Annotated in this window: 19 protein-coding genes; 7 read left to right on the top strand and 12 right to left on the bottom strand. The window is 59.6% G+C overall.

Annotated features, from left to right (window positions below):
• Nucleotides 1–6 precede the first annotated feature (6 nt).
• Nucleotides 7–807 (bottom strand): glucosamine-6-phosphate deaminase, encoded by an 801-nt coding sequence (gene nagB, locus ONZ54_RS15145; protein WP_271786560.1) that lies wholly within the window; start codon nt 805–807, stop codon nt 7–9.
• Between the two features lie 273 nt (nt 808–1,080).
• On the opposite strand from nagB, the gene nagE reads away from it, so the two are divergent.
• From nagE to glnS, 3 genes are all read left to right on the top strand, one after another.
• On the top strand, nt 1,081–2,535 hold the full coding sequence (gene nagE / locus ONZ54_RS15140; RefSeq protein WP_087756036.1) for an N-acetylglucosamine-specific PTS transporter subunit IIBC: 1,455 nt from the start codon (nt 1,081–1,083) through the stop codon (nt 2,533–2,535).
• A 121-nt stretch (nt 2,536–2,656) separates the two neighbouring features.
• Complete coding sequence (locus tag ONZ54_RS15135; protein ID WP_271786559.1) at nt 2,657–5,320, top strand: beta-N-acetylhexosaminidase; 2,664 nt, start codon at nt 2,657–2,659, stop codon at nt 5,318–5,320.
• 347 nt (nt 5,321–5,667) lie between these two features.
• On the top strand, nt 5,668–7,329 hold the full coding sequence (glnS, locus tag ONZ54_RS15130) for a glutamine--tRNA ligase (RefSeq protein ID WP_021137911.1): 1,662 nt from the start codon (nt 5,668–5,670) through the stop codon (nt 7,327–7,329).
• Between the two features lie 115 nt (nt 7,330–7,444).
• On the opposite strand, the gene fur is transcribed toward glnS, so the two are convergent.
• Complete coding sequence (fur, locus tag ONZ54_RS15125; protein WP_005309693.1) at nt 7,445–7,873, bottom strand: ferric iron uptake transcriptional regulator; 429 nt, start codon at nt 7,871–7,873, stop codon at nt 7,445–7,447.
• A 244-nt stretch (nt 7,874–8,117) separates the two neighbouring features.
• Between fur and ONZ54_RS15120 the strand changes: the two genes are divergently transcribed.
• The gene (locus ONZ54_RS15120) at nt 8,118–8,591 is read left to right on the top strand and encodes a DUF4442 domain-containing protein (protein ID WP_005309695.1); all 474 of its coding nucleotides are present in this window, start codon (nt 8,118–8,120) and stop codon (nt 8,589–8,591) included.
• Between the two features lie 71 nt (nt 8,592–8,662).
• Here ONZ54_RS15120 and fldA read toward each other — a convergent pair whose 3' ends face one another.
• The 4 genes from fldA to ONZ54_RS15100 are packed head-to-tail and all read right to left on the bottom strand — an operon-like array spanning nt 8,663 to nt 10,585.
• Nucleotides 8,663–9,187 (bottom strand): flavodoxin FldA, encoded by a 525-nt coding sequence (gene fldA / locus ONZ54_RS15115; RefSeq protein ID WP_017412672.1) that lies wholly within the window; start codon nt 9,185–9,187, stop codon nt 8,663–8,665.
• A 39-nt stretch (nt 9,188–9,226) separates the two neighbouring features.
• Nucleotides 9,227–9,523 (bottom strand): LexA regulated protein, encoded by a 297-nt coding sequence (gene ybfE, locus ONZ54_RS15110; RefSeq protein WP_005309699.1) that lies wholly within the window; start codon nt 9,521–9,523, stop codon nt 9,227–9,229.
• A 20-nt stretch (nt 9,524–9,543) separates the two neighbouring features.
• The gene (locus tag ONZ54_RS15105; protein ID WP_005309702.1) at nt 9,544–9,765 is read right to left on the bottom strand and encodes a DUF2788 domain-containing protein; all 222 of its coding nucleotides are present in this window, start codon (nt 9,763–9,765) and stop codon (nt 9,544–9,546) included.
• Nucleotides 9,766–9,820: 55 nt separating this feature from the next.
• A complete protein-coding gene (locus tag ONZ54_RS15100; protein WP_271788292.1) occupies nt 9,821–10,585 on the bottom strand; it encodes an alpha/beta fold hydrolase in 765 nt (254 codons plus the stop codon).
• A 288-nt stretch (nt 10,586–10,873) separates the two neighbouring features.
• Between ONZ54_RS15100 and seqA the strand changes: the two genes are divergently transcribed.
• Both seqA and pgm read left to right on the top strand, forming a co-directional pair.
• Entirely contained in the window at nt 10,874–11,383 is a 510-nt protein-coding gene (gene seqA / locus ONZ54_RS15095) for a replication initiation negative regulator SeqA (RefSeq protein ID WP_021137907.1), read from the top strand.
• 57 nt (nt 11,384–11,440) lie between these two features.
• Nucleotides 11,441–13,090 (top strand): phosphoglucomutase (alpha-D-glucose-1,6-bisphosphate-dependent), encoded by a 1,650-nt coding sequence (gene pgm / locus ONZ54_RS15090; protein ID WP_271786558.1) that lies wholly within the window; start codon nt 11,441–11,443, stop codon nt 13,088–13,090.
• A 111-nt stretch (nt 13,091–13,201) separates the two neighbouring features.
• On the opposite strand, the gene ONZ54_RS15085 is transcribed toward pgm, so the two are convergent.
• Nucleotides 13,202–14,080, bottom strand: a complete 879-nt coding sequence (locus ONZ54_RS15085; protein ID WP_058395024.1) for a DMT family transporter — start codon at nt 14,078–14,080, stop codon at nt 13,202–13,204.
• A 94-nt stretch (nt 14,081–14,174) separates the two neighbouring features.
• On the opposite strand from ONZ54_RS15085, the gene ONZ54_RS15080 reads away from it, so the two are divergent.
• Nucleotides 14,175–14,657 carry a MarR family winged helix-turn-helix transcriptional regulator gene (locus ONZ54_RS15080; RefSeq protein ID WP_271786557.1) on the top strand — a complete coding sequence of 161 codons (483 nt, stop codon included), beginning with the start codon at nt 14,175–14,177 and terminating at the stop codon, nt 14,655–14,657.
• A gap of 46 nt (nt 14,658–14,703) precedes the next feature.
• On the opposite strand, the gene mltB is transcribed toward ONZ54_RS15080, so the two are convergent.
• The 5 genes from mltB to ONZ54_RS15055 all read right to left on the bottom strand — a co-directional run bounded on the left by mltB (nt 14,704) and on the right by ONZ54_RS15055 (nt 20,085).
• The gene (gene mltB / locus ONZ54_RS15075; protein ID WP_005309722.1) at nt 14,704–15,792 is read right to left on the bottom strand and encodes a lytic murein transglycosylase B; all 1,089 of its coding nucleotides are present in this window, start codon (nt 15,790–15,792) and stop codon (nt 14,704–14,706) included.
• 149 nt (nt 15,793–15,941) lie between these two features.
• Complete coding sequence (locus ONZ54_RS15070; protein ID WP_005309725.1) at nt 15,942–16,547, bottom strand: CDP-alcohol phosphatidyltransferase family protein; 606 nt, start codon at nt 16,545–16,547, stop codon at nt 15,942–15,944.
• Nucleotides 16,540–17,202 (bottom strand): ATP-binding cassette domain-containing protein, encoded by a 663-nt coding sequence (locus ONZ54_RS15065; RefSeq protein ID WP_271786556.1) that lies wholly within the window; start codon nt 17,200–17,202, stop codon nt 16,540–16,542. Before ONZ54_RS15065 ends, ONZ54_RS15070 begins: the two co-directional genes overlap by 8 nt.
• Nucleotides 17,203–17,218: 16 nt before the next feature.
• Entirely contained in the window at nt 17,219–18,901 is a 1,683-nt protein-coding gene (locus ONZ54_RS15060) for an ABC transporter permease (RefSeq protein WP_271786555.1), read from the bottom strand.
• Complete coding sequence (locus tag ONZ54_RS15055; protein WP_271786554.1) at nt 18,901–20,085, bottom strand: ABC transporter substrate-binding protein; 1,185 nt, start codon at nt 20,083–20,085, stop codon at nt 18,901–18,903. The genes ONZ54_RS15060 and ONZ54_RS15055 overlap by 1 nt, the downstream gene beginning before the upstream one ends.
• Between the last annotated feature and the right edge of the window lies 1 nt (nt 20,086).

The raw sequence follows: 20,086 nt of genomic DNA, 5'->3' as shown, positions 1-20,086 counted from the left end.
GGCTCCTTACAGACGGCCGATGTTGGCGGCTTCGAGCTGCTGGAAGTAACGCACCGTCTTGACCTTGAGCTCCATGGTGGAGGGCTCGTCGCACACCATCATTCCCTTCGGATGCAGTTGCAGGGTGGAGATGGTCCACATGTGGTTGACGCTGCCTTCCACTGCTGCTTGCAGGGCCTGGGCCTTGCCGTGGCCAGTGACCAGGATCATGATCTCTTCGGCGTCCATCAGGGTGCCGACACCCACTGTCAGCGCCAGCTTGGGCACCTGCTCCATGTCACCGCCGAAGAAGCGGGAGTTGGCGATGCGGGTGTCCTCGGTCAGGGTCTTGACCCGGGTGCGGGAGGAGAGGGAAGAGGCCGGCTCGTTGAAGGCGATGTGACCGTCATTGCCGACGCCACCCATGAAGAGGTTGATCTTGCCATAGGACTTGATTTTGTCTTCATAGCGCTTGCATTCGGCCACCAGATCCTCGGCGTTGCCGTTGAGGATGTTGATGTTTTCCGGGCGGATGTCGATGTGACAGAAGAAGTTGTTGTGCATGAAGCTGTGGTAGCTCTCGGGATGCTCTTCCGGCAGGCCGACATATTCGTCCATGTTGAAGGTGACCACGTGCTCGAAACTTACTTCACCGGCTTTATGCAGCTCGATCAGGCGCTTGTAGGTGTTGAGCGGGGTGCCGCCGGTGGGCAGGCCCAGTACGAAGGGGCGATCGGCCGTGGGTTTGAACCCATTGATACGGTCAACGATGTAACGGGCAGACCACAGACCCACTTGGCTGGCAGATTTCAACGGGATCAGGCGCATTGTAGATACCTCTGTACGGGTTGCTGCCGGGGTGTCGGCGGCAAATAGGCTAAGACGGATTCAAGTTGTTTTATAGCGTAAATAAAGATTGCGAACTAAGCCACATGTATCCGCTACCTTTATCTCGTTTGGGTGATAATGATCACGATTACAGGTTTATTAATTTGCGCAGCGAAATAAAAGCCCTAGACTGCCAATCAAGCCTTGATGGCTTATGCGTCAAACGTGATAAGCACTTAATTTCTAGAAAAACATTAACTAAGGAGAGGAACCGTGAACATTCTCGGTTATTTGCAAAAGATCGGCCGTGCCCTGATGGTGCCGGTAGCGGTATTGCCTGCCGCCGCGATACTGATGGGGGTTGGCTACTGGATTGACCCTAACGGTTGGGGTGGTGACAGCGCGCTGGCTGCCTTCCTGATCAAGGCCGGTGCCGCCATCATCGATAAGATGGCCATCCTGTTTGCTGTCGGTGTTGCCTACGGCATGTCCAAGGACAAAGACGGCTCTGCCGCACTGGCCGGTCTGGTCGGCTACCTGGTCGTGACCACACTGCTGAGCCCGGGTGCCGTGTCGCAAATCCAGCAGATCCCGCTGGATCAAGTGCCTGCCGCGTTTGGCAAGATTGAGAACCAGTTTATCGGTATCTTGACCGGTGTGATTGCCGCCGAGCTCTATAACCGCTTCAGCAGTGTTGAACTGCACAAGGCGCTGGCTTTCTTCTCCGGCCGTCGTCTGGTACCGATCGTGACCTCAGTGGTGATGATCGTCGTTGCCTTCATCCTGATGGCTGTTTGGCCTGTCATTTACGGTGGTCTGGTGAGCTTTGGTGAATCCATTGTCAACCTGGGCTCTACCGGTGCAGGTATCTACGCCTTCTTCAACCGCCTGCTTATCCCCGTGGGTCTGCACCACGCCCTGAACTCAGTGTTCTGGTTTGACGTGGCTGGTATCAACGACATCCCGAACTTCCTGGGTGGCCAATCTTCCATTGACGCGGGCAAAGCTGTCGTGGGTGTCACTGGTATGTACCAGGCTGGCTTCTTCCCCATCATGATGTTCGGTCTGCCGGGCGCTGCCTTGGCCATCTATCACTCCGCCAAGAAAGAGAACAAGGACAAGGTTGCATCCATCATGATCGCCGCCGCCTTCGCCGCTTTCTTCACCGGTGTGACCGAGCCGCTCGAATTCTCCTTCATGTTCGTGGCACCGGTACTCTATGTCATCCACGCCCTGCTGACCGGTATCTCTGTGTTCATCGCCGCCAGCATGCAGTGGATCGCCGGTTTCGGCTTCAGTGCCGGTCTGGTGGATATGGTGCTCTCCAGCCGCAACCCGCTGGCGACCCAGTGGTACATGCTGCTGGCACAGGGTCTGGTGTTCTTCGGCCTCTACTACGTGATATTCCGTGCCGTCATCGTCAAGTTCAACCTGAAAACTCCGGGTCGTGAAGATGATGAAGCTGTACCGGCACAGGCTCAGACCACTGACCGCACCGAACTGGCTCGCCAGTATCTGGAAGTGCTGGGTGGCCAAGACAACCTGGTTACCATCGATGCCTGCATCACCCGTCTGCGTCTGACCCTGAAAGACCGCAGCATAGTGGATGAGCGCAAGCTCAAAGCCCTGGGCGCGGCCGGTGTGGTCAAGCTCGGTGAACAGAACCTGCAGGTGATTCTGGGCCCCTTGGCCGAGATCATTGCCGGTGAGATGAAGGCCCTGCGTTAATCGGGCGCCAAGCTCGCCTCAAGTCTAAGTCCATTGTTGACATAACTAGGGCCCCGCCACGGGGCCCAATATAAAAAACGCCAAGAAAATCCAACCTTTACTTCAAATGAGAGCAGCAGTTATGAACTTGAAACATTCTCTGTTAGCCATTGCCATGTCTACTATTTTTGTCAGCCAGGTACAGGCAGCCGATGCCGCCAAGCAAGCCGTGGTCGACTCCCTCGCCAGCAACCTGGTGGTCAAGTACGAAGTCGTCACCAACGACGGTGCCGGTGCTGGCCTCGATTGCCAGGCGCTGGGTTCCGAGTGGGCGAGCTGTGGCGTTGCCAAGCTGCACCTGACCAATACCGGTGCTGACGTGACCTCCAAGGATTGGGGTATTTATGTCTCCTCCATCCGCCGTATCCAGCGCGTCGACAACGACCAGTTCACCATCACCCATCTGACCGGCGACCTCTATCGTTTGACGCCAACCGAGCAGTTTAAGGGCTTTGCCAAGGATGCCACGGTCGAAGTGCCGCTGGTGGTGGAATACTGGGTATTGTTCGAATCTGACATCATGCCTAGCTGGTATGTGGCTGCCGACGGCGCAGAGCCCAAGGTGATTGCCAGCATGAGCAACATCGACGACGCCAGCACCTACGAGAAGCCGATGCCGGCCGATGGCTGGAAGCGTACCAAGGATGACAACAACATCCTGATGAACAGCGAGACCCGTTTCGATGCCAACCTGACCAGCAGCCTGCTGCCGGCCAGCAAGATTGATGATCAGATACTGCCGACCCCGCTCAAGCAAGTGATCAAATCGGGTCCGCAAGTGGATTTCTCCACCATCAAGCTCAACGCGCTGGACTTGCCAAGCGATCGCGCCGAAGCCCTGAAGGCTCAACTGACCAAGCTGGGTGTTACCCTCTCCGACACCGGCTATCCAGTGACCGTCAAGCTCGGCAGCAAGCTCAAGCAGGCCGAAGGTTATGACATGACCATAGGCAAGCAGGGCACTGTGATCCAGGGGAACGACATCGAGGGTGCCTTCTGGGGCGCGCAATCCCTGCTCTCCCTGCTGGGGGTGAACGACAAGCTGGTGAGCCAGATGAGCGTCGAGGATGCGCCGCGTTTTGAATACCGCGGTATGCAGACCGACGTGGCCCGTCACTTCCGTAGCCTCGAAACCATGAAGAAGCTGGTTGACCAGATGTCAGCCATGAAGCTCAACAAGTTGCACCTGGGTTTGACCAACGATGAAGGCTGGCGTCTGGAGATCCCGGGTCTGCCGGAGCTGACGGATGTAGGCAGCCAGCGTTGCCACGATCTGTCTGAAACCAAGTGCCTGATGCCGCAGCTGGGTTCCGGCCCGACCAGCGACAACCAGGGTTCCGGTTTCTACAGCAAGTCCGACTACATCGATTTGGTGCGTTATGCCAAGGCCCGTGGTGTCACCGTCATCCCCGAGATCAACATGCCGGCGCACGCCCGTGCTGCCGTGGTCTCCATGGAAGCGCGTTACCAGCGTCTGATGAGCGAGGGCAAAGAGGCCGAAGCCAACCAGTTCCGTCTGACTGACCCGGCGGATACCTCCAATGTCACCTCGGTCCAGTTCTACGACAAAATGTCCTTCATCAACCCTTGCCAGCCGGGTGCAGCCACCTTCGTGAGCAAGGTGATGGATGAAGTGGCCCAGATGCACCAGGCCGCCGGTCAGCCGTTGACCGCCTGGCATTACGGTGGTGACGAGGCGAAGAACATCATGCAGGGCGGTGGCTATCAGGATCCGGCCGTTACCCAGAAAGCCGATCTGGTCGCCTGGAAGGGCAACGTCGATTCCAGCAAGCAGGACAAGCCGTTCGGCAAGTCTCCGGTCTGCCAGAAGATGATCGATGATGGCAAGATCAAGGACGTGGCCGAGCTGCCGGTTTACTTCGCCAAGGAAGTGAGCGAGCTGGCGAAAGACCGTGGCTTCTCCACCCTGCAGGCATGGGAAGATGGCCTCAAGTATGCCAATAGCGCCAAGGATTTCGCCACCGACAAGACAGTGGTCAACTTCTGGGAAACCCTCTACTGGGGTGGCTTCAACGAAGCGATGAAGTGGGCGCACAAGGGCTATGACGTTGTGCTCTCCAACCCGGATTACCTCTACTTCGACTTCCCGAATGAGGTACACCCGGCCGAGCGTGGCTACTACTGGGCAACCCGTTTCAATGACACCCGCAAGGTGTTCGCCTTTGCCCCGGAAAACCTGCCGCAGAACGCCGAGACCTCGGTTGACCGCGACGGCAACGCCTTCGTGGCCAAGGGTGACCAGGATCCGGTCAAGTTCCGCGGTATCTCCGGTCAGCAGTGGAGTGAAACCGTGCGGACCGATGCCCAGTACGAGTACATGGTCTACCCGCGTATCTTCTCCGTGGCCGAGCGTGCCTGGCACAAAGGTGGCTTCGAGCTGAACTATGTGAAGGGACGCGAGTTCTCCGGTGAGACCAAGCATGTCAACAAGGCCACCCTCAATAAAGAGTGGAACCAGTTCGCCAACCTGCTGGGTCAGCGCGTGCTGCCGAAGCTGGATCAGGCCGGTGTTGAATACCGCCTCTCAGTACCGGGCGCCAAGGTCATCAATGGCAAGCTTGAAGCGAACGTGGATCTGCCGGGCTTGCCCATCCAGTACAGCCTGGACGGCACCACCTGGACTGCCTACGACGCCGCGGCCAAGCCGAGCGTGACCGGCAAGGTCTACCTGCGTACCACCAGTTTCGATGGCCAGCGCACCAGTCGCGTCACCGAGCTGAACTGATAGCAGCCAACCGCTAACACCTGGCGGGTCGCAAGACCCGCCTTTCCCAAGGCCGACACTGCATCGGGTTTGGGAAAGGTTGACTGTGCGTGTGAGCCTTTGTTGTGTGTGTGTATTGTCTGTTTTTGTTTTTCATCACCTTGAACCCCGCCCAGTGCGGGGTCTTTTTTATCCGCGAGCAGATGATGGCGGCTGGATCACTTCGTTTTGGCGTGCCAAGGGGCCGGATTGGCCAAATTCAGGTTGAGGCAAGGCGCGTAATGAGGGATCATAACCGGCTTGATGGCGGGGGGATGAGGGTGCCAGCCGGCACAACTTCCGCCAGTGACGCATTTTTGAGGTGAGCCATGAGTCAGGCGAACAGCCCAACTAACTTTATTCGTCAGATCATTGATGAAGATCTGGCCAGCGGTAAGCACAACCACGTGCATACCCGTTTTCCGCCCGAGCCGAACGGTTATCTCCATATCGGCCACGCCAAGTCAATCTGTCTGAACTTTGGCATCGCCCGTGACTATCAGGGCCAGTGCAACCTGCGTTTCGATGACACCAACCCGGTGAAAGAAGACATCGAGTACGTGGAGTCCATCAAGCAGGACGTGCAGTGGCTCGGCTTCCAGTGGAGCGGCGAGATCTGCTACTCCTCCGACTATTTCGACAAGCTGCACGGCTACGCCATCGAGCTTATCGAAAAAGGTCTGGCCTATGTGGACGAGCTTTCTGCGGAGCAGATGCGCGAGTACCGCGGCACCCTGACCGAGGCCGGCAAGAACAGCCCGTTCCGCGATCGTCCAGTGGCCGAGAACCTGGCGCTGTTTGCCAAGATGAAGAACGGCGAGTTTGCCGAAGGCACCGCTTGCTTGCGTGCCAAGATCGACATGGCATCGCCATTCATGGTGATGCGCGATCCGGTTATCTATCGCATCAAGTTTGCCCACCATCACCAGACCGGTGACAAGTGGTGCATCTATCCGATGTACGACTTCACCCACTGCATCTCGGACGCGCTGGAAGGGATCACCCACTCCATCTGTACCCTGGAGTTCCAGGACAACCGTCGTCTGTATGACTGGGTGCTGGACAACATCACCATCGACTGCCACCCGCGTCAGTACGAGTTCTCTCGTCTGAACCTCGAATACACCGTCATGTCCAAGCGCAAGCTGAACCTGCTGGTGACCGAGAAGCACGTGGATGGCTGGGACGATCCGCGCATGCTGACCGTTTCCGGTCTGCGTCGTCGTGGCTACACCTCAGCCTCCATCCGCGAGTTCTGCAAACGCATCGGCGTGACCAAGCAGGACAACATAGTCGAGATGAGCATGCTGGAAGCCTGCATCCGTGACGATCTCAACGAGAACGCACCGCGCGCCATGGCCGTGCTGCATCCGGTGAAGGTGGTCATCGAGAACCTGGCGGCCGACGAGGTGTTGACCGCACCGGCGCACCCGAACAACGCCGAGATGGGTACCCGTGAACTGAACTTTACCCGCGAGATCTTCATCGACGAAGCGGACTTCAAAGAAGAAGCGAACAAGCAGTTCAAGCGACTGGTGCTGGGCAAGGAAGTGCGCCTGCGCAACGCCTATGTGATCAAGGCCGAGCGGGTCGAGAAGGATGCGGATGGCAAGGTGACCTGCATCTACTGCTCCTACGATCCCGAGACCCTGGGCAAGGATCCGGCGGATGGTCGCAAGGTGAAGGGGGTGATCCACTGGGTCAGCGCCACTCACTCCCTGCCGGCCGAGATCCGTCTCTACGATCGTCTGTTCAAGATGCCGAACCCGGGTGCCGAGGATGACTTCGAAGGGGCACTCAATCCGGATTCGCTGGTGATCATCGAGGGGGCCCGCGTCGAGGCTTCCCTCAAGGACGCCAAGCCGGAGTTTGCCTACCAGTTCGAGCGCGAAGGCTACTTCTGCGCCGACAACAAGCTCTCCAGCGCCGAGCACCTGGTGTTCAACCGCACCGTGGCCCTGCGGGACGTCTGGGGCAAGGCCGAGGCCTGATGGCCAAAGTCTGACAAGCAGAGGGCAGGGGAGACCCTGCCGCTCTTGTCCTGATTACGGACACAAAAAAAGCCAGCGCTATGCTGGCTTTTTTATTGACCGGTGCAAGACGCCATCAGTCGTCGTGCTTGCAGTCGCCGTTGGCGCAGTGGCCGTACAGATAGAGGCTGTGATTGGTCAGGCGAATATTGTGATGCTTGGCGATATCGCGCTGGCGCTGCTCGATCACCTCATCGGAAAACTCGATCACCTTGCCACAATCGAGGCAGACCAGGTGGTCGTGGTGTTCCTGGGTGGCCAGCTCGAATACCGACTTGCCACCTTCGAAGTGGTGACGGGTAACAATACCGGCATCATCAAACTGGTTGAGAACGCGATATACGGTAGCGAGACCAATCTCTTCACCCTGGTCGATCAGTCGTTTGTACAGATCTTCCGCACTGGTGTGCTGGCAATCCGGCTGTTGCAGGATTTCCAGAATTTTGACACGGGGCAAGGTGATCTTGAGCCCGGCCTTTTTTAACGCTTGGTTGTTGTCTGCCATATTCTACTTATTCGCATTCTCGAAGGTGTGGTTATTCTGATTGACTGCCGCTGGAATGGCAACCACGAACTCGCTTGGCCTGTCATTATAGGTCGTAGCCAACCTAAAAATAAACCCAGTAATTCAAGGGCTTTAGCGCAAAGTCCGCCATCTGGCCGAATTGATCAAATCCTGTCGCCGGCTTGCTCAGCGGACGAATGTTGATAAGATGTAACCTTCTTCACTGTCTGGTCGGATGAGATCCATGGATTGGCTTTTTGACAACGCGGCCTGGGTGCGGCGCGCCCTCAACGCCTGGCCTCCCTTCTGGGGCGCCGGCATCAAGATAGAAACCCTGAGTGATGACTTCCGTTTTTGCCGGGTGACGTTGAAGTCACGCTGGTGGAACAAGAATGCCAACCGGACCCAGTTTGGCGGCAGCATGTTTGCGATGACGGATCCCATCTATCCGCTGATGCTGATGGGGTACTTCAAGAACCGCTATTACGTCTGGGACAAGGCGGGCAGCATCAACTACATCAAGCCGGGCAAAGGCAAACTGGTGGCCGAGTTCAACCTGACCGACGGCAAGCTGGCGTCCATAGTGGCCGCGACCGAGGGGGGCAACAAGCACTTCCCCGAGTTCGAGGTCACGGTGCAGGACAAGAGTGGCGAGCTGGTGGCCCAGGTCAAACGCACCCTCTATGTGCGTGCCAAACCCGAGCACAGAGGTGGCTGAAAAGATCGGATCGCAAAAACAACAAGGGCCCCGTCGGGGCCCTTGTTGTCAGAGGTAGCTGGCTTGCCGGATCACTCCAGCTCGGCCAGGCACATCTCTTCATGCAGCTGCTTGCACCAGCCCTTGACGCGCTCGGCGGTCAGTTCCGGCTGGCGATCTTCGTCGATACCCAGACCCACGAAGTGCTTGTCATCCACCACAGCCTTGGAGGCTTCAAACTCGTAACCGGCGGTTGGCCAGTTGCCGATGATGATGGCGCCTTTGGCTTCGACTATGTCACGCAGTGTGCCCATGGCGTCGAGGAAGTACTCGGCATAGTCTTCCTGATCGCCGCATCCGAAGATGGCAACCAGCTTGTTGGTGAAGTCGATCTCTTCCAGCTCGGGGAAGAAGTCATCCCAATCGGCTTGGGCTTCGCCGTAATACCAAGTCGGGATACCGAACATCAGCAGATCGAAGCTGTCGATGTCGGCCTTGCTGCTCTTGGCAATGTCACGGACTTCAATCAGTTGTTTGCCCAGTTCTTTCTGGATCATCTTGGCGACAGCTTCGGTATTACCGGTATCGCTGCCGAAAAACAGACCTACACTAGCCATAGTGTTTAGTTACCCGTATCTGGTGTTAATGCTTAACGGTCAGATTGCGATGCCTGCTGCGAAAGCAGACTCAATCTGTTGCTTCAGGATAGATTGGATCAGCTCGGCTCGGCTGACGTTCTGTTGTAACGCAAGTTGGTTCAGGCGCTCCAGCAACTCGGCCTCCACCTTTAACTCGACCCGTTTCAAACCGTTCTCGCGATCGCGCTTAAGCTGGTTGCGCTTGTTGATCTTGAGTTGGGTCTCACGGGGGAGTGGATTGGTCTTTGGCCTGCCGGGGCGCTTCTCATTTGCGAACAGATCCAGTGTTGTTCGATCAGTTTGCTGTTTGGCCATACATCACAGATGAAAATAAGTTAGCCGATCCCTGAGCCTTCCCAGCCCAATTCGATCAGCCCCTTGGCGACAAAACCCGCGCAACCCAGACAGAGTACCAACCAGACGATGACTCGACCAAAACGGGGCACATTGCCGCGTTTGAGTACGTCGTGAATGGCTAGGCCAATCAATATGAAAATGGCCAGCAAGAATAACTTCAGGCCCAGACTCTCAATCAGATCGATATGTTCACTTAGCATGGATTGCGCACACTCCTTATGACGGGCGCACTATATCACAAAGGATTTGAAACTGTTAACCGCCTGTCGACAGGAAATCCACAACCAATTTGTTGAACAAAACCGGCTTTTCGGCGTGCAGCCAGTGGCCTGTTCCGGCGATGATGCGCGCCTTTGCCGCCGGGAATTGTGCCATCACAGTGTCGGTATATTGGGGCTGCATATAGTCCGAATCGCCGCCCTTGATAAAGAGTGTCGGTCCTTCGAATCGACGCTGGTTGTCGGGCCAGCCCATGATGTTGGCGTAATTGCGCTCAAGGGCCGGTACGTTGAAACGCCAGCCCCAACCGGACTCTCCCTTGGCGAAGGATTTGAGCAGGAACTGGCGTACGCCGGCGATCTCGATGTGCTCGGCCAAAATGGCCTCTGCCTCGCTGCGGCTCTGCACCGGCTGGTTCAGGGTGGCGTTGAGACCGGCGAACACATTCTGATGGCGGGAGTGGGGATAGGCGACAGGGGCTATGTCGGCCACCACCAGCCTGGCAACCCGGGCGGGAGCCTGCTTGGCCAGTTGCATGGCGACCTTGCCGCCCATGGAGTGACCGACCAGAGATACCTGATCCAGTGCCAGGGCATCGAGCAGGGCGAGCACGTCGGCAGCCTGCTGGGGATAGCTCATCTCGTCGCTGTGGAACGAGGCGCCGTGGTTGCGCAGATCCACGCTGATGACGCGATAGTGTTCGCTCAGGGCGCGTGCCAGCAGCCCCAGGTTGTCCAGGCTGCCGAACAGGCCGTGGATCAGCACAACGGCCGGGCCCTGGCCCTGTTCCTTGAAGTTCAATAATGAGTTTTGTTGCAAAATGACACCTTGTCGGTCGTGGGCTTTTTTGCCTTATTTTTAACACACTGAAAGAAAAGGATTTCATTCCTTGAGGGGCATTTTTTTGTGGTTTTTTTTCAAAAAAATGACCCCGGATGCGCTATCAGTGCGGAGGATCACACACTTGGCCCCGTATTATGCCGTATTCTCGATGAGATTCATGCACATCTGCCAGCCCTTGGCTTGGGCTGCCGGGTTTGCCTATGTATAATCGCCGCATCCGAATTTCGACGAGTCCAGCGCATCCCTATGAAAACCATCGAGCTTGATGACGATCTCTACTTCTATATCGCCAGCCAGACCCGGCACATTGGTGAGAGTGCCTCCGATATCCTGCGCCGTCTGCTGGAACAGCCCACGCACATAACAGTGCCGGTTGCCGAGCCTGTGGACCTCCCCCAGCCGAGCGTCGCCACCGATGCCATGGGGCTGCAGGCCCTGCTCGACTCTGGCGAGCTGCAAAAAGAAGAGAAGTCCATCAACCGCTTCATGCAGGTGCTCAGTACCCTCTATCGGGATAATCCGGTCGGGTTTACCCAGGCCACCGAAATCAAGGGGCGCAAGCGCGTCTATTTCTCGCGGGATCCAGAGGCACTGCGTGCCAGCGGCAGCACCACCAAGCCCAAGCCGGTGCCGGATACCCCGTTCTGGGTGATCAGCAATACCAATACCAGTCGCAAGCAGAACATGGTGGCCCAGATGATGGCCAGCATGGGCTACGACGAGGCGCTGATCGCCCAGGTAAGCAGCGCGATTTAACGGTTCATCAAGTTCAGGCCTTGCCCGGCAAGGCCGCCATCAAGCAAGGATAACGCCATGGCTCAGCATTCCCAAGCCGGTCAGCCGGCTCGTTTAAGTGACCTGACCAACATTCCCCGTCTGGTCAGCGCCTACTACCTCAACAAGCCTGACATGAGCCGCCCCGAGCAGCGGGTGGCCTTCGGCACCTCCGGCCACCGTGGCAGTGCCTTGCACAATGCCTTTACCGAATCTCACATCCTGGCGGTGACCCAGGCGCTGGTGGAGTATCGCCAGCAAGCCGGCATCACGGGCCCGCTGTTTGTCGGCATGGATACCCATGCCCTGTCTGAATCTGCTTTTGCCAGTGCGGTGGAAGTGCTGGCGGCCAACGGCGTCGAGACTCGCATTCAGGCTGGTATGGGCTTCACGCCGACGCCGGTCATCTCTCACGCCATCCTGCGCCACAACGCTAGTAAACCCGCTGCGCGTGCTGACGGTGTGGTGATCACCCCGTCCCACAATCCGCCGGAAGATGGCGGCTTCAAGTACAACCCGCCCCACGGGGGTCCTGCCGAAGGGGAGATCACCAAGTGGGTGGAAGACAGGGCCAACGCCATTCTGGAAGCCGGTCTGGCCGGCGTGAAACGCATGCCATTCGCCGATGCCCTCAAGAGCCCCTTCGTGGTTGAGCACGACTATGTCACCCCCTATGTGGACGACCTGAAAAACGTGCTGGATCTGGATGCCATCAAGAAAGCGGGCATCAAGATAGGTGTGGATCCGCTGGGCGGCTCAGGTGTCGCCTACTGGGACGTCATCGCCAAGACCTATGGTCTGAACATCGAGGTGGTCAACTATCGTGTCGACCCAACCTTCTCCTTCATGACCCTGGATAAAGACGGCAAGATCCGGATGGACTGCTCCAGCCCGTTTGCCATGGCGGGCCTGATTGCCCTCAAAGACAAGTTCGACATCGCCCTTGGCAACGACCCTGACTACGACCGTCACGGCATCGTCACCAAGGCGGGTCTGATGAACCCGAACCACTATCTGGCGGTGGCGATCCAGTATCTGTTTACCCATCGCACCGGCTGGCCCAAAGCGGCTGCCGTCGGCAAGACGCTCGTCTCCTCTTCGATGATCGACCGGGTTGCCAGCGAGATTGGCCGTACCCTGAAAGAGGTGCCGGTCGGCTTCAAGTGGTTCGTGGATGGCCTCTACAGCGGCGAGTTTGGTTTTGGTGGTGAGGAGAGCGCAGGCGCCTCCTTCCTGCGTAAAGACGGCACCGTCTGGACCACCGACAAGGATGGCTTCATTCTGGCGCTGCTGGCGGCCGAAATTCTGGCGGTCACCGGCAAGGATCCGCAGGCCCACTACGACGCGCTGGAAGCCAAATTCGGCCGCTCCAGCTACCGTCGTATCGACGCCCCCGCCAACAGCGCGCAAAAAGCCGTGCTCTCCAAGCTGGATCCGGCACTGGTCGAAGCCTCTACCCTGGCCGGTGAGCCCATCATTGCCAAGCTGACCCGCGCGCCGGGCAACGATGCCGCCATCGGTGGCCTCAAGGTAGTGACCGAGAACGGCTGGTTCGCGGCGCGTCCCTCCGGTACCGAGTCCATCTACAAGATCTACATGGAGAGCTTCAAGGGCGAAGCACACCTGGATCTGATCCAGCAAGAAGCCCAGCAGATTGTCTCTGCTGCGCTGGCCAAGGCAGGCGTCTGACCCATGCCGTTGGCGGGCTGAATTGAAGATCGGATAGATAGCAAGAGGAGCCACAGCGGCTCCTCTTTTTTTATGGTTCTTTTTCTCGGTTCAGGGTTTCCCTGCCCGGCCTCAGGCCTTGTCATCGGTGATCGCCGCCCTGCGGGCTTGCCAGCGCTTGAAGAAGGAGCGCGCCGGCAGCTTCATCAGAAACAGGGAGAGCAGGATCACCCCTATGCCGAGCCACTGCCGGCCATCCAGGGTTTCACCGACCATCAGCACACCCAGGGAGACCGCCACCATGGGGTTGGTGAGAGCCAGCATGCCCATTACCTCGGGGCCATGACGCTTGAGCCCCCACAGCCAGGCCCAGTAGGCCAGCGCCGTGTTGAGCAAAATGAGCCAGACAAGCCCGGGTGCTGCAGCTGATTGGGGCAGTGGCATGGGACCGGCCAGCCACCAGGCGAGCGGGATCAGCATCAGGCCACCGAGCAGCAGTTGCCAGGCGGTGAGGGCCAGCAGATCGCTCACCGGCCAGCGCTGCATCCAGCGGCTGGATTGGCCGATCAGCAGGGTTGCCAGCAGGGCACATGTCACACCTATGGGATCCAGATTGGCGGAGGGATTGAGCAGCAGCAAGACACCGGCGAGACCCATCAGCCCCAGCAGCAACCACTTCAGGGTTGGCCGCGTGCCATCCTGCAACCAGGCCAGCAGCATGAGTACCAGCGGCAGTGTGGCCCCGAGCGTGCCTGCCACTGCCCCCGGTAGCCGGAAGGCGGCTACAAACAGCAGGGCAAAGAAGGCGGCTATGTTGCAAAACGCCAGCAGGAACTGCTTGCCCCAGGGCAGGGGCGGTAGACGCGGATGCAGCAACAACAGGAGCAGCCCGGCCGGCAGCGCCCGCCACACGGCCACCCAATAGGGGGAGTAGTCAGTCAGGTAGAGGCTGACGACGGCATAAGTACTGCCCCATAGCAGGGGGGCCAGCAAGGCAATCAGCAGTGGCATGGCTTATCTCTTTATGAAGTATCTTTTTGTGAAGATAACTTAGTCTCAAATTGGTTTACTATCAAGTATCTCGATAAAAAGATAAGTGACCAAGATGAATAGTGATCATGTAGACCTGTTGCTGGCCCAGTGGGCGCGGCAGAGACCGGATCTCGACTGCTCCCCCATGGGGGTGTTGGGGCGGGTGGCGCGCATGGCGGCCATCGCCGGGCGCGAGGTGAGTGAAGAGCTCAAGGCGTGCGGCCTGCTGGGCTCAGACTTCGACATACTGGCGACCCTGCGCCGGGCCGGTGAGCCGCTGACGCCGACCGCGCTCTATCAAGCTGCCATGTTGAGCTCCGGGGCCATGACGGCACGGCTCGACAAGCTGGCAGAGCGTGGCCTGATCGAGCGACAGGCAGCGCCGAGCGACAGGCGCAGCCTGCTAGTCTGCCTGACGGCGTCTGGGCGCGAACTGGTCGATCGGGCCGTTGAGCGGCATGTGGCGAACGAGCGGCGTTTGCTGGCGCCACTGACCGAGGCTGAACAGGCTCAGTTGGCTGCCCTGCTCAAACGCTGGTTGCTGGAAAACGAGTAATAAAAACGGGCCCGCGGGGCCCGTTTTTATTGGCAAGCAGCCTGACTCAGTAACCGCCTCTGGCAGCTTTTACCGCCAGCCCCAGCTGCCACACCGCCATGGCGTAGTGGGTGCTGTGGTTGTAGCGGGTGATGGTGTAGAAATTGGGCAGGCCGTACCAGTATTGATAGCCAGTGCCGACATCCAGGCGCAGCAGGCTTGCTTCGCTGTGGTTGCCAAGGTTGCTGATGGGATTCAGACCGGCGCGGTGCAAGGTGGTGATCGGGTAACGGGTCTGAAAGCCATGCTCATAGCCGGGCAGCTGGCCCTGACCACGCACCGCTACCGGTTGACCCTGCTCCCAGCCATGCGCCTTGAAGTAGTTGGCCACGCTGCCGATGGCATCCACAGGATCCCACAAGTTGGTGTGGCCATTGCCGTCGAAGTCCACCGCGTAGCGCTGGAAGCTCGATGGCATGAACTGGCCATACCCCATGGCGCCGGCGTAGGAGCCCTTGGGTTCAGTAGGGTCCATTCCCTCATCCCGGGTCATCACCAGGAAGGCCTCCAGTTCGCCGGTAAAGAATTCGGCGCGCCGCGGATAGTCGAAGGCCAGGGTCGCCAGCGCATCCAGAATGCGGGTCTTGCCCATTACCCGACCCCAGCGGGTCTCCACGCCTATGATGCCGACGATGATTTCGGGCGGCACCCCATACTCCTGCTCGGCACGGTTGAGCTCGCTCTCGTACTCACGCCAGAAGTTGACGCCGTTTTGCACGTTGTCCGGCGTGATGAACTTGGCGCGGTAGCGATTCCAGGCGCCGGTCGGTCCGATTGGCTTGGCGGTGGTGGGGGCCTGGGCATCCATCAGCCGTATTATCCAGTCATAGCGATCCGCCTGTGCCAGCAGTCGATGCAGCTCGACGCTGTCAAAACCGTGCTTCTCGACCATGCGTTGGACGAAGCTGTCCACGTTGTTGCGATTGGCGAAGTCTCCCTTGCTAACCCCTTGGCTGTAAGCAGGTTTTATTTGTGGCGTCTGATTGATGAAGGCACTTTTGAACGGCTTGGCCACGGGTTTGGGGGCAGGCGTGCTGCTGCAACCGTAGAGCAGGGGAAACAGGGAAAGAGTAAGCACGGAGACAAGGCGACGCATAAGGTTCTCATGAGCCTGAAAAAGAGTGTCGACATGGTAAAACATTGTCATCCATGCGCAAGTGCTCAGTGCATGGATGAGGGCTCAAACTCGTGGCCTGTCGATGGGTTGGTGCGCTCCGCACCCCTATGTCCTAAGCCCGAATAACGTTACTCGCCAAGGGTATGGTAACCGCTCCAGAGCCGCGTCAGGGTGGTGACAAGACAGAGCAGGGCAAAGCCGTAGGCCAGGGTTGCAAACCCGGCGGGCCAGAGGCACATCAGCACGAACAGGGTTATGGTCTCGCTCCCCTCCGTCAGGCCCCCGAGATAGTAGAGGGACTTGTGGTGATAGACGGGATTTTCAATCCCCCGCTTGCCCGCCATGATGGCAAAGGCCAGAAAGCTCGACCCCGTGCCCATGAAGGCGAACAGCAGGGTGGCGGCGGGCAGGGCGTTGGCGGGGGCGCTCAGGGCAAACCCTAGTACTACAGCGGCGTAGAAGATGAAATCGAGGGTGATGTCCAGAAAGCCGCCGCAATCCGTGATCTTCGTCTCTCGCGCCACAGCGCCATCGAGCCCGTCCAGCAGCCGGTTGAACAAGATGACGAGCAGCGCCCAGGAATAGAGCTCCAGGGCCAGCAGTGGCAGTGCCAGCATGCCGATGGCAAAGCCGGTCAGGCTTATCTGGTTGGCGCTGATCCCGGCTCGGCAGAGGGGTTTGGCCAGCCGGGTGAGGGGACTGCGAATAAGGGGGATCAGATGGCGGTCAAACAAGGTCGGTGTCCTCTTTGGTAAAACAAGGAGTGGTGAGCGTCAGGATAGCCCCCGGCGCATCCTCCTCGTCGTGGGTGACCAGCAGGGCGGGTATACCCAGCGCCTTGAGTCGCTCGAACACCAGGGTGCTGAAGGCGGCGCGCAGCGGTTTGTCGAGGCGGGAGAAAGGCTCGTCCAGCAACAGGGCCCTGGGCTCTGCCAGCAAAGCCCGCAGCAGACTGACCCGCGCCCTCTGGCCGCCGGAGAGTGCTCCAGGCAGCTTGTCGGCCTGATCGACCAGCGCTACTTCTGCCAGCGTGTCCAGCGCCTTTGCCCGTCTGGCCGCCGCGCCCTTGAGGGTGGCAGGCATGCCGAACATCAGGTTTTCAGCCACCGTCAGATGGGCAAACAGCAGGTCATCCTGAAATAGCATGCCGATACGCCGGGTCTGGGGAGGCAGTGAGGTGAGCAGCCGTTCACCCAGCCGTATATCCCCTTCCAGCCGGATCGGCCCCCTGGGCGGCAAGACGCCCGCCAGCGCCGCCAACAGTGAGCTCTTGCCACAACCACTGGGGCCCATCAGGGTCAGCACCTCACCGGGGGCAATCTGTAGCGCAGGCAGCGACAGCAGCAGGTTCTCATCGAGGTAGAGATGAAGTGGGGTTGTGCTTAACATCGGCAGCTTCTCGTGTTCATCGGGCGTCCTTGAGCGCAGGGTTGAGCCGGGCTGGCAGCCAGAGTGCCAGCAGATAGATGACAAGGGGCAGCAGCAGTTGCAGCAGGCCATAGAGGCCAGCCAGCCGCCGGTTGAGGCCGCTGCCAATGGCCACCGCCTCGGTAGTGATGGTGACCACTCGGCCTGCGCCAAACAGCAGGGTTGGCAGGTATTGGGACAGACTCACCGCTGCCCCCACCGCAAAGGCAAAGAGCAGCGGACGTGCCAGCAATGGCCCTTTAACCCGCCACCAGACGTGCCAGGGGCGGGCCCCCAGGGTGAGCGCGGCCTGAGTGATGCGCGGATCGAACTGGCGATAGGGCCCCTGCAGGCAGAGATAGACATAGGGGAAGACAAACAGCAGCTGGCTCCAGAGCACCCAGTCCCACCCAATCCCGCCCCCCAGCCAGTCAAGCCCCAGCCGGATGCCAAACAGCAGGCTGGCCTGGGGCAGCAGCAGTGGCAAACAGATGAGCCAGAGGGGCCAGGGCCGACGGCCTTGCTGGGCCTCCAGACTCAATACCGCCATCAGCAGCGCCAGCAGCCCGTTCGTCAGTGCCAGCAGGGCACTCGTCACAAGCAGGGGCATCAGGCCCGGCAGGAGTGCATGCCAATGGTGGCCGCTCCACTGACCAGGCAGCAGGTCGGGGAATGACCAGCGCCGGGTCAGCGACCAGATCACCAAGGCTGCCAGCACCGCCAGATTGATGACCATCAGGGTAAAGGTTGTGATGCAGGTCAATCTGGCTGTCAGCGGATTTGGCTCGGCGCGCCGGCCATCGAGCCAGGCGTGCTTGCCGACAGTCGTGTGGCCCCACTCCAGCAGCCGCAAACCGGCGAGCAGCAGCAGGTTGATGGCGAGCAGCAAGAGGGCGCCGCTGGCGGTGGCGCCGCGCCAGCCAAGGTCTGGATCCTGATACCAGAGCCAGAGCCGCACGGCCAGCGGGGCAGGGGCATCGGGCCCCAGCAGCAGAGCGAGATCCACCACGGCCACCCCGTACGCGGCCACCGCATAGAGGGGCAGGCGCAGGGTGGGCCAGAGCGCAGGCAACAACAGGCGCCACCAGATCTGCGGGGCACTGAAACCCAGGCTGGCACCAAGCCACTGCTGGCGGGCCAGCTTGGCGGGTTCTTGCGCTGCCAGTGCCATCAGCAGCAGGAAAGGGGTCTCTTTGAGGATCAGCGCCAGGATCAGACCCAGCCCGACCGGGTCTTTGATGGTCTGCCAGTCCGGGGGCAGCTCAAAACCGCTCAAGGAGGGAGAGACGAGCCGTAACAACCAGCCGGAGGGGGCGAGCAGGAAGGCAAAACCGATGGCAAAGGCGACGTGGGGCAGCGCCAGCAGAGGGGAGAGCAGACGGCGCAGCAGCCGAAAGCTGCGGCTCTCCTCCCCGTTCTTGACGCTGTGTGCCAGCAGCAGGGCGGTCAACAGCAGGCTGCCCAGGGTGGAGGCCGCCGCAATCCAGAAGCTCAAGGCTGCCGAGTGCCAGAGCCCAGGCTGGGCCAGCAGCCGCTGAAGATGCGGGCTGAGTGTCCCCTGTGTCACCAGCAGCCACAGCCCTCCCAGCAGGGGGGCGGCCAGCAGGAGGGCGCAGAGGAGGGTAAATATGGGGCGCCAGCCGAGAGTGCGGCGGATGGTGTTGCCGAGTCCTGCCGTCATCAGTGACTGTAACGCTCGGCCCAGGCCGCTTCGAGTTTGGTCTGCCAGCTGGGATGGGGTTCAGCCACCGCCTTGAAGCGCAGGGCTGGTACCTGTTTGGTGGTCGCTGGCAAGGCATCGCTGCGCAGCACGCTGGGATCGCCCCAGAAGGTGGGCTCTGCCTTGCGGGCCTGGGCTGCCGGGCTCAGCAGAAAGTTGGCTACCACCTTGGCACCCGCGCGGGCGTTGGCGTTGAAGGGGATGGCGAGAAAATGGCTGTTGGTGAGCGCCCCTTTCTCCATGGCCACGGCCACCACGCTGGGGGGCAGTGCGCCGTTTTGCACCGCACTCTGCGCTTCTTGCGGGTTGAAGCTGATGGCCATGGCCAGCTCACCGTCATCCAGCAACTGGCGGGTCTCGGCGGCGCCGGTGGGGAACAGCTTGCCCTTGCGCCAGAGTGCGGGGTGAAATGCATCGAGCCAGACCCAGAGCGGCGCTGTGAGTCTGGCAAAATCGGCATCGGTTGCCTCCCGATAGAGGGGGGCCGGATCCGGGGTCAGCTCCAGCAATATCTGTTTGAGAAAGCTGGAGCCATGAAACTGGGGTGGCTTGGGATAGCTGAAACGACCGGGATGGGCCTTGGCCCAGGCGAGCAGCGCCTCTGCGGAGCGGGGGGGATTGCTCACCTCGTCCCCATTCACCATCAGGTTGAGCTGGCCTATGCCCCAGGGTGCCTCCAGCCCCTCTACCGGTACCGTGAAGTCCTCACTCACCGGCAGGCTCTTGTCTACCAGGGCCATGTTGGGCAGCTCATGGCTGAAGGGGGCACCCAACAGCCCCTGCTCCTTGAGCGCCTTGAAATTCTCGCCGTTGACCCAGAGCAGATCGATGGGGCCGCCCGTGGTTTTGCCGGCCTGTTTGTTGGCCAGCAGCTGGCTGACGCTCTGGGCTATGTCATCCACTTTCACCTGTACCAGCTTGACCTGAGACTGGCGCTCAAGCTCCTGTCCCGCCCACACCAGATAGGTGTTGATCTCCGGGCTGCCGCCCCAGGCGTTGAAGTAGACGGTCTGGCCCTTCGCCTGATCAAGGGTCTGCTGCCAACGGGATCCCTCGTCGGCAGTGTCATCGGCAAAGAGTGTGCCGCTTGCCAGCAGGGGCAGGGCGCACAACAGGGATTTGAGCAAAGGCAGGGTCTTGAACATG

The organism is Aeromonas salmonicida (assembly GCF_028355655.1).
GTDB classification, from domain to species: domain Bacteria; phylum Pseudomonadota; class Gammaproteobacteria; order Enterobacterales; family Aeromonadaceae; genus Aeromonas; species Aeromonas salmonicida.
Note: the sequence above shows the minus strand (reverse complement) of the source record. Positions and strands in the feature narration are given on the sequence as shown.